This is a genomic window from Longimicrobium sp. (assembly GCF_036387355.1).
In the GTDB taxonomy this organism is placed as follows: Bacteria; Gemmatimonadota; Gemmatimonadetes; order Longimicrobiales; family Longimicrobiaceae; genus Longimicrobium.
The window spans coordinates 1-8765 of record NZ_DASVTX010000147.1 but is presented as its reverse complement, the minus strand read 5'-3'; the positions used below and the strand labels follow the sequence as shown (position 1 = coordinate 8765).

The 8765-nt window shown below is 71.2% G+C and carries 9 protein-coding genes and 1 pseudogene; 5 read left to right on the top strand and 5 right to left on the bottom strand.

Features of this window, described 5'->3' with window-relative positions; genetic code table 11:
• Positions 1-36: 36 nt before the first annotated feature.
• From VF665_RS06825 to VF665_RS06815, 3 genes are all read right to left on the bottom strand, one after another.
• Complete coding sequence (locus tag VF665_RS06825; protein ID WP_331052662.1) at positions 37-441, bottom strand: hypothetical protein; 405 nt, start codon at positions 439-441, stop codon at positions 37-39.
• A 246-nt stretch (positions 442-687) separates the two neighbouring features.
• The gene (locus VF665_RS06820; RefSeq protein WP_331052661.1) at positions 688-942 is read right to left on the bottom strand and encodes a hypothetical protein; all 255 of its coding nucleotides are present in this window, start codon (positions 940-942) and stop codon (positions 688-690) included.
• A gap of 107 nt (positions 943-1049) precedes the next feature.
• Positions 1050-3089, bottom strand: coding sequence for a TonB-dependent receptor (locus VF665_RS06815; RefSeq protein ID WP_331052660.1), 2040 nt, complete (start codon positions 3087-3089; stop codon positions 1050-1052).
• 190 nt (positions 3090-3279) lie between these two features.
• Here VF665_RS06815 and VF665_RS06810 point away from each other — a divergent pair, with 190 nt between their 5' ends.
• The 4 genes and pseudogenes from VF665_RS06810 to VF665_RS06795 all read left to right on the top strand — a co-directional run bounded on the left by VF665_RS06810 (position 3280) and on the right by VF665_RS06795 (position 5751).
• Complete coding sequence (locus VF665_RS06810) at positions 3280-3765, top strand: NYN domain-containing protein (protein ID WP_331052659.1); 486 nt, start codon at positions 3280-3282, stop codon at positions 3763-3765.
• Positions 3766-3887: 122 nt separating this feature from the next.
• Positions 3888-4463, top strand: a pseudogene (locus tag VF665_RS06805) (thymidine kinase); the annotation flags it as partial.
• Between the two features lie 154 nt (positions 4464-4617).
• Positions 4618-4821: a hypothetical protein gene (locus VF665_RS06800; RefSeq protein ID WP_331052657.1), complete on the top strand. Its 204-nt coding sequence runs from the start codon at positions 4618-4620 to the stop codon at positions 4819-4821.
• Between the two features lie 252 nt (positions 4822-5073).
• Positions 5074-5751 (top strand): NYN domain-containing protein, encoded by a 678-nt coding sequence (locus VF665_RS06795; protein ID WP_331052656.1) that lies wholly within the window; start codon positions 5074-5076, stop codon positions 5749-5751.
• Positions 5752-6077: 326 nt separating this feature from the next.
• On the opposite strand, the gene VF665_RS06790 is transcribed toward VF665_RS06795, so the two are convergent.
• A complete protein-coding gene (locus tag VF665_RS06790) occupies positions 6078-6677 on the bottom strand; it encodes a pyridoxamine 5'-phosphate oxidase family protein (protein ID WP_331052655.1) in 600 nt (199 codons plus the stop codon).
• A gap of 111 nt (positions 6678-6788) precedes the next feature.
• Here VF665_RS06790 and VF665_RS06785 point away from each other — a divergent pair, with 111 nt between their 5' ends.
• Positions 6789-7700, top strand: a complete 912-nt coding sequence (locus tag VF665_RS06785) for a DMT family transporter (RefSeq protein ID WP_331052654.1) — start codon at positions 6789-6791, stop codon at positions 7698-7700.
• Positions 7701-7760: 60 nt separating this feature from the next.
• Here the strand turns inward: VF665_RS06785 and VF665_RS06780 are convergent, their stop codons facing one another.
• On the bottom strand, positions 7761-8531 hold the full coding sequence (locus tag VF665_RS06780; RefSeq protein WP_331052653.1) for a TonB family protein: 771 nt from the start codon (positions 8529-8531) through the stop codon (positions 7761-7763).
• Between the last annotated feature and the right edge of the window lie 234 nt (positions 8532-8765).

Below are 8765 nucleotides of genomic sequence, written 5' to 3'. Positions count from 1 at the left end.
CCGAAAGAGGCGGCCCCGCGGTGCGGACGGCGTGCGTCAGCGCGAGATCCACACGTCCAGGTTCTGCTCCGTGTAGTTGCGGCTCATGCGCGCGGCCAGGTTCTGCCCCGGCTCCCACACGGTGGCGATGCTGGCGGTGGGCGTGTGCCCGGGGCTCTGCGCCACCAGCAGCACGCGGTACCAGCGAACGTGCGGATGAGGAAGCCGGAACCGGGCGTTCTCCATCCGCGCCACGTTTCCCAGCCGGTACCCCACGCCGTCCGCCACGAAGTACAGCGTCACGTCGGAGGAGCCGTCGTTCAGAAAGCGCACCCACCCGGCCTCGCGCCGCGGCGCGGGCGCCTCCTGGCTCAGGTCGGCGGCCGGGCCCGCGGGCGCGCACGCCAGCGGAGATGCGAGAACGAGCGTCACCAGCAGCCCTCGGGCGATTGTGGAGCGCATGCCTGCCTCCCGCGTCACTCCGTGCGCGCAACCAGCACCCCAGCGGCCGCCTGAGCGCGACGTATGTACGTGCCGGGCAGGGCCTTGCGGCGCTCCCGGCCCGGCGCAGGGAAGGCATTTCGCATGCCCGCCGCGGCACGCCGCGCGCACCCCGGATTCCACCTTTGCCCCAAACCGCCCCGCCGCATCGGCTTGCGCGCAAGGGGGCCGCCATCTGTCATTCGAAGGGTGCCGCCAGGGGCGGGCCTACCAGCCTTCGGAGCCGCGAACGCCGGTGCCGCGCGGCTGGGGGCGGCGCGCCCCGGCGGCCGCGATCTCGCCCTTGAGGCTGTGCAGTTCGTCGCGCATGCGCATGCGCAGCGGGTACAGCCGCTCGCGAAAGGCGGCCCGCTCGGTGGGCTCCAGGTCGTGAGACGCGCGCACGGCGGCGTCCAGCTTCTCGTAGGCCTCGTCCGCCATCTGCAGAACGTCCTGGGGGGTCGTCTTGGGGGCGCGCTTCATCCGCCCGATCCTGTGCCCATTGTGTTTCGTCTCCCGGCGCGGAGGTGCGCCCGGAGCTGATCTTTTGCGTCGGTATCGGTCCGTGATCGTCCCCTGCCCGTCCGCCGTCAGCGGCGGAACGACAGGCGCAGGCCGGTGACCAGCGCGCGCCCGGGGCCGGGCTCGTAATATCGCCCGCCGAACGCGTTCACCACCACCGAGGCGTTGTACTCGCGGTCCAGCAGGTTGGTGATGGCGATGAACGGCGACAATCGCCCGCGCGCCGCGCCCTCCCACCCGGCGCGCACGTCCACCAGCGAGTACGCGGGAGATGACAGGCGCCCCTCCCGGTCGGCGTCCGCCACCGGCGTGGCGGATACGTGGCGGGCGTCGATGCCCAGAAACGGGCCGCGCGCGGGCGAGGCCAGCAGCGACAGCTCCACCCGGTGCGGCGCGATGCCGGGAACGCGCGTGCCGGCGCGGTCCGTCTCGCCCACCACGTAGCGGCCGAAGCGCGCGTCCGTCCAGGTGTACGACGCGCGGGCCGTCCACCCCGGCCGCGGGGAGGCGATCAGGCTCGTTTCCACCCCCCGGTGCCGCGCGCGCCCGGCGTTGCGAAAGAAGACGCGGCCCGGCGCGCCCTCCACCTCGAACGGGATCAGCGCCTCGCGCACCCGGGCGTGGTACGCGGCGGCTTCCGCCCACACGCCGTCCGCCAGCCGCGCCTTGCCGCCGGCCTCGAACGACGTGGTGCGCTGCGCATCGAGGTCCGGGTTGAAGCCGCCCGCGCCGCTGGGGCGGTTGGCCAGTTCCGTCGTGGTCGGCGTCTCGAACGCCGTCGCCACGTTGGCGTAAACGGATACATCGCGCAGGAGGGCGAAGGAGATGCCCAGCGCGGGGCTGAGCGCGGACAGGGTCCGCGCGCCGGAGTCGTCCGGGTTTCCCGCGGCGACCAGCCGGTCGTCGACCGAAAAGCGGAAGCGGTCGTAGCGCAGCGCGCCCAGCAGCTGCAGCCGTCCCACCCCGGCCGTCCCCTGCGCAAAGGCGCTGCCGAAGCCGACGCGCTCGCGCTGGTCCAGCGTCACGGCGCCGCGCTCCCCCGCCCGGTTGGCAAAGGTGCGGCGCTGGTCCGCCTGCCGCGCGCCCTCCGCCCCCGCCGTCCACCGCAGCGCCCCGGCCCCGCCCGTCCACGCCGCGCGCGCACCGACAACGCGGCGGCGCAGGTCGATGACGCTCGTGGGGATGGGATTGTCCAGCGACCGCCCCACGCCGTACGCCGTCAGCTCCAGCGCGCCGTACCCGACCGCCCGGCGCCATGAAAGCCCGAGCTGCGCCTGCCGCCCCTGCTCGCCCGTGCGCTGCTCCACGTTGCGGGCGAACGCCTGCGACCGGTCCAGCCGCAGCAGCGAGTCGGAAAGCGAGCCGGGATTGCGCGCCTCGTAGCGCACCAGGTTTACCGTCGCGCCCAGTTCGTCCGGGCCGCGCGCCCAGCCCAGCGATCCGCCGCCGAGCAGGTTGTCCGCGTCCGCGTGGGCGCGGTAGCCTGCGTACCGCAGCCGCGAGGCCCACGCACGGTAGGTGGCGGATCCGGAACGGCCGCCCGCGCTGCTCTCCACCCGCAGCAGTCCGTCGCTCCCGCCGACGACGCGGTGCTCGGTGGCGAGCGGGGCGTCGGGCGCGGGAATGCTCGTCAGCCGGATCACGCCGCCGGATGCGTTCCCGTACAGCGCGCTCGCCGGGCCGCGGATGACCTCCGCGCGTTCCAGCGCGGCGGGGTCCACGTGGTTCAGCGTGGTCTGCCCGTCCGGCAGCGTGGCGGGGATGCCATCCACCAGCACCCGCACGCCGCGTACGCCGAACTGCGCCCGCGCCCCGAAGCCGCGGATGCTGATCCGCTCCCCGACCGCGTAGTTGAACCGGTTGTCCACCTGCACGCCGGGGATGGCGGACAGCGCGTCGCTCAGCGCCAGCCCCGCGCGCCCCTGCCGGATCTCGGCGCCGCGCACCACGCTGACGGGAAAGGGCGCCCGGAGCGCCGGGAGCGGCGTGCCGAGCGCCTGCACGGTTACGGTGTCCAGGCGCACGCGCGCGCTGTCCGGCGCCTGGGCCCGCGCGCCGGACGAAACCGCCGCGGCCAGCGCGGCCGCAGCGAGGGTACGAACACTCATGAGTGCGGCGTCTGGGTCTGGAGCCCCGCCGGCCGGCGGGACGCGCGCCCGCCGCCCGCAGAAACTGATCCAGCGCCGCTCCGGCCGGGGTGACCGGGCGGGCGAGGGGCATCTGGCACCGCCTGTGCTCATCGTGCGGGGCAAGGCGGATCACGCAGCCGCCGCACAGCCACCGAAGGACGGGCGACACATGGCGGAATATCCCAGGGTGATCGGGCAGGACGCAGACCAGGGCGACGCGCGGGGCGACGAGCGCGACGGCCAGCCGGGGCTGCGGGACGGGGTGCGGCAGAAGGCGCTGGTGGACGCGAGCAACGTGGCGCACTTCAGCGAGGGTCCGGCGCCCCGCTTCAAGAACATCGTGCTCGTGGTCCGCAAGCTGATGGAGGAGGGGTACGAGCCCATCGTGGTGGCCGACGCCGCGCTGCGCCACCAGATCGACGAGCGCGACGAGTACGAAAAGCGCATCGAGGAGGGAAAGGTGCACCAGGCGCCCTCCGGCACGGACGCCGACTACTTCATCCTGAGCTTTGCGCGCGAGCTGGACAGCAGCATCGTGAGCAACGACCGCTTCCGCGACCGCGCCGAGGCCTTTCCCGACGCGTACGACCGCATCATCCGCTACATGATCGTGGCGGACGAAGTCGTTTTTGAGCGGCGCAACAAGCCCCGCTGAGGCGGCTTGTGTGCGGGCGGGCGGCGGGCTACGTTGCCCCCGCCCGCGCCGCGCACGGCGCCCCCACGGCGGGCCTCCGCACTCGCAAGTCCCCAGGCAGCAATCCCTTGAGAGACATCGCGCTGTACCACGGCGACGGCCACGGCTGGATCGAGGTCATCACCGGGGTGATGTTCAGCGGCAAGAGCGAAGAGCTGATCCGGCGCGTGCGCCGGGCGCTCATCGCCAAGCGCCGCGTGCAGGTCTTCAAATCCGCGCTGGACGACCGGTACGCCGGCGTGCGCACCATCAGCAGCCACGCGGGGAGCGACGTGGAAGCCGTCCCCGTGCGCTCATCCGCCGAGGTGGCGGAAAAGGTGGTGCCGGGCACGCAGGTGGTGGCCATCGACGAGGTGCAGTTCCTGGATGCCGGCATCGTGGACGTAATGAGCGCGCTGGCGGACCGAGGCGTGCGCGTGATCGCCGCCGGCATCGACATGGACTTTCGCGGCGAACCGTTCGGCCCCATGCCGCTGGTGCTTACCGTGGCGGAAACGGTGGACAAGCTGCACGCCATCTGCGTGGTGTGCGGCAACCCCGCCACGCGCAACCAGCGCCTGGTGAACGGGGAGCCCGCGCCGTACGAGGGGCCCACCATTCAGGTTGGCGGCCACGAGGCCTACGAGGCCCGCTGCCGCGGCTGCCACGACGTTCCGCGCGACGATACGCACCAGACGGACCTCATGCACCTGCTCGCGTCGACTCCGCCCGATCCCATCGTTCTCACCCACGAGCACTTGAAGCGCCGCGCCTGATCTGGTGCGGTCTCTGCGCTTCGGGTGGGTTCCTTGACTCACGACGGGAGGGTGCGCGATGGACGGATCGGCAGCGGAAGATGCACGCATGCGGCAGGCCGCCGACGCGGTGGTGGAGCAGACGAAGGCTCTCAACGAGGCCATCCGCGCGGCGATGAAGCTGGGGCTCACCGTCCGGCTGGAACTGGCCGACGATGGCGGGCCGCAGTACCAGGAAACGTTCCAGGTCGTCCGCGCCCGCGTTGACAGGCGCATCGCCTGACCGCCGTCGGCGGCAGGCGGTGAAGCGGAGACCGCCGGCAACTGCAGGGAAGAAGGCCGACTGACAACAGACCTGTCCGGCCGGTGTCGCAAACTGAAAAGGTGTTCTGCTTCGTCACTTTTTCGTTGACAAGCGCGATCGGACCGCGTATATTGCGGTCAGAAATTCAAACCCCGCCGGCTCACTTCGGTGACCGGCCGCGAGGCCGCCTTCGGGCGGCCTCTGCTTTTTCCCTGAACCCGCAGCCCTGCCTTGAGCACCACCGCCGACGCCCGTCGAACGTGGGTCTACATCGACGGGTTCAATCTTTTCTATGGGTCGCTTAAGGGCACCCAGTACCGCTGGCTTGACATCGCGGCGTTTTCTCGCCTGCTCCTGCCCAAGAACAGCGTGGAGCGCGTCAAGTACTTCACCGCACGTGTAGCGGTCCGCGGTTCCAATCCGCAGGCGGCGGCCCGACAGCGCACCTATCTGCGCGCGCTGGCTACGCTGCCCGAGGTGGAAACGTACTACGGCCATTACCTCTCCCACGTCCATACACTTCCACTCGCCTCAGCGACCGGCGACGTGATCACACGAAACGGACGGACGGAGTTCGCGCGTGTGCTACGGGACGAGGAGAAAGGCTCGGACGTGAACCTCGCTTCGCATCTACTGCATGACGCGCATCTCGACCGCTTCGACGTGGCTGTCGTAATCACGAACGACTCCGATCTGGTCACACCGATCGACCTCGTCACTCGCGACCTGGGGCTCGTCGTGGGTGTGGTAAATCCGCACGCCGAGAATCCCCGATCAAGACAGTCTGTGCAGTTGCGTCAGGTAGCAAGTTTTCTGAAGCCAGTCCGTGCAGCCGCGCTGAGGAAATGCCAGCTTCCAGCGACACTCGCGGACCGTGACGGACCTATCCACAAACCGCGAACCTGGTGAGTTGTCCACGAAAAGCAGGGTCTGCGCATCAGTACGGCCCCGGCGACTGGATCGCCGGGGCCGTTTGTGTCGTGGTTGCGTGAGGGATTCGCGCCCGGAGGGCCGAGAGGCCGGAGTGGAGGGGCAACAGCAGTACCGTTGCCCCGCAACGCAGGGGGCTCGGCGCCGTTAGGCACAGCTGTATCGTGCCTTACGGCGCGCGAAGCCCGACCCGGAGCGCAGCGGAGGGGCACGCCCGGAACTGAGTGCGAAAGTACGAGGGTACGAGAGTACGAAAGTGCAAGCCCCCCGCGTCTCGCGACTCCCGCCTGCATGACCACTCGTCCTCAGCGGCCGTGCAGTTCGCTGCCGGTCACGACGTGCGTTTCGCCCACGTCGGGCTGCGTGCCCGTGATGATGCCCTTGACCACCTCGTACAGCACCACCGGCCGCGGCGTGTTGCTCACCATGTACACCACCGTTTCCGCGTCCACGCCCAGCAGCGTGATGCGCGGATCGCTCGGGGTGCCGTCGCGCTCGCCGCCCTCGTCGGCGAACCACGCCCGCCAGTCGGGCTTGTACAGCTCGCGCACCTTGGCCCGGTCCGTCACCACCCGCGCCGTGCCGCTCACCGACACCCACTCGCGCGTGCGGTCCCGGTAGAACGACACGTTCACGTGCTGGTCGAATTCCAGCTCGTCCATCTTGTGGTCCTCGCCGTTGGTGACGAACCACAGGTCCGCGCCGCTCCCCTTGCCCTGCACCTGCATGGGGCGCGACACCAGGTGGCCGTCCGCGCGCCGCGTGGTGAACATCGCCACCTCGATTCCTTCGATCAGCCCGTACAGCTCGTCGAGCTTCTTGTCCGTCGGCGCGGGCGTCGACTGGTGCGGTCCGCTCCCCTGGTCTCCCATCCTGGCTTCCTCGTCTGCAAAAAGTTTGTCCACGGTTCTCACGGGAGCGGCACCCGTCCGCAGACTGCGTGCCCGCTTGCCCCCGCGCGGGCCGCGACGCACCTTGGGCGCTCGCAACGCCTTTGCCCTCCCGACGCCCCGGCCGTGTCGCCATCCACCACGCACCGCCTGCAGCTTCTGGGCGCCGCGCTGCTCTTCAGCACCGGGGGCGCCGCCATCAAGTCCACCACGCTCTCGTCGTGGCAGGTGGCGGGGTTCCGCTCCATCATCGCCGCGCTCGCGATCGTGCTGCTCGTCCCCGCCGCGCGGCGCGGATGGACGTGGCACGTGGTTCCCGTGGGGATCTCGTACGCCTCCACGCTCATCCTTTTCGTCACCGCGAACAAGCTCACTACGTCGGCCAACGCCATCTTTCTGCAATCCACGGCGCCGCTGTACATGCTGGCGCTGGGGCCGCTGCTGCTGCGCGAACGGGTGCGCGGCCGCGACCTGGCGTTCATGACGCCCGTGGCGCTGGGGATGGCGCTCTTCTTCGTGGGCGCGGAGGCGCCCGCGGCCACCGCGCCGGACCCCGCCCGCGGCAACCTGCTCGCGCTGCTCAGCGGGCTCACCTGGGCGCTCACGCTGGTGGGACTGCGGTGGATGGGGAACCGGGCGGGCGGCGACGGCAGCGCGGTGCCCACGGTGGTGGCCGGCAACCTGATCGCCTTTCTGGCCTGCCTGCCCATGGCGCTCCCGGTGGCGCACTCCACCCCGGGCGACTGGGCCGCGGTGGGCTACCTGGGCGTGTTTCAGATCGGCGCGGCGTACCTGCTGCTGACGGCCGGGATCCGCCACGTGCCGGCGCTGGAGGCCTCGGTGCTGCTGCTGCTGGAGCCGGCGCTGAACCCGGTATGGGCGTGGCTCACGCAGGGCGAAACGCCGGGCGCGTGGGCACTTGCCGCCGGCGCGCTGATCCTGGGCGCCACGCTGCTGCGCACCTGGAGCGACGCGCGCCGCGACCGTGCGAACCCGGGCGACCAGCCCGTGGCCGTCCAACGGTCTGTCGAGGGATGAAAAGCGGCGGGCCCCGGAGATGTCCGGGGCCCGCCGTGATTGTTCGTCCGCGCACCGCCGTCAGTTGGCGAGCGACCAGACGATGGGGACGGTGACGCGCACGGGGACGGCCACGCCGCCGATCTTGGCCGGGCGGAAGCGGAAGCGTTCCGCGGCGCGGATGGACGCCTCGCCGAACTGCGGGTGCGACGCCTCGATGACGCGCGCCGAGTTGGGCCGCACGCGGCCGCTCTCGTCCACGACGACCTCCAGCACCACCCGCCCCGACACGCCCGCGTCGCGCAGCAGCGTGGGGTAGTTGCGCTCCAGTGCGCGGCCCAGCCCGCCGCGGTCCAGCACCGGCCGCTCCTCCACCATGTCCACGCTCACCACCATGTCTTCCAGCGGCCGCGCGGCGGGCGGGTTGTGGTTGCCCGTGACCGGCACGTCCGGCCCCATGGGCGGCCCGATCACGTCGGCATCCGCCCCCGTACCCGGCATCATGTCGGGCGTGATGGCCGTCTGGTTGGGGTTCACGGGCGGAATGAACGGCGGCGGCTCCACCGGCGGGTGCAGCACCACGTTCTCCCCCGTCGTGGGCGGGATGGCGTCATCCGGCGCGGGCGTTTCCACCGGAGGAGGCGGCGGCGCCGGCTCCACGATCCGGGGCGGCTCCGGCGGCAGCTCGGTCCACTTGATGGCCGGCTCGTCGTGCGGAGCCGGCGGCGTGTCGGGGCCGGACGAGGCGAACATGACGCCCCCCACCAGCAGGACGTGGGCGGCCACGGAAGCGACCACCGTGGCGGGGCTCAGGACCCGGCGCTTCTTTTCCCCGGCGAGTACGTTGAACATGCGGCACCTCTGCGTAGAACGGCGGACAGCGGTTGACGGTGGTCGCAAGGGCGGCGGCCGGGAACGCGGACGGTCCTGATGGTCCTACGTTCGCGCGGTGGCGGGTGTTCCACGGCTCGCCCGCCGCCCTTCCATGAATGCAACGGACGATCGTTCGTGGTTCTGACCGGACGGGGAAAAGCAGGGAATAGGGAATAGGGAATAGGGAATAGGAACGGTGGTTCGGGGCGGGGG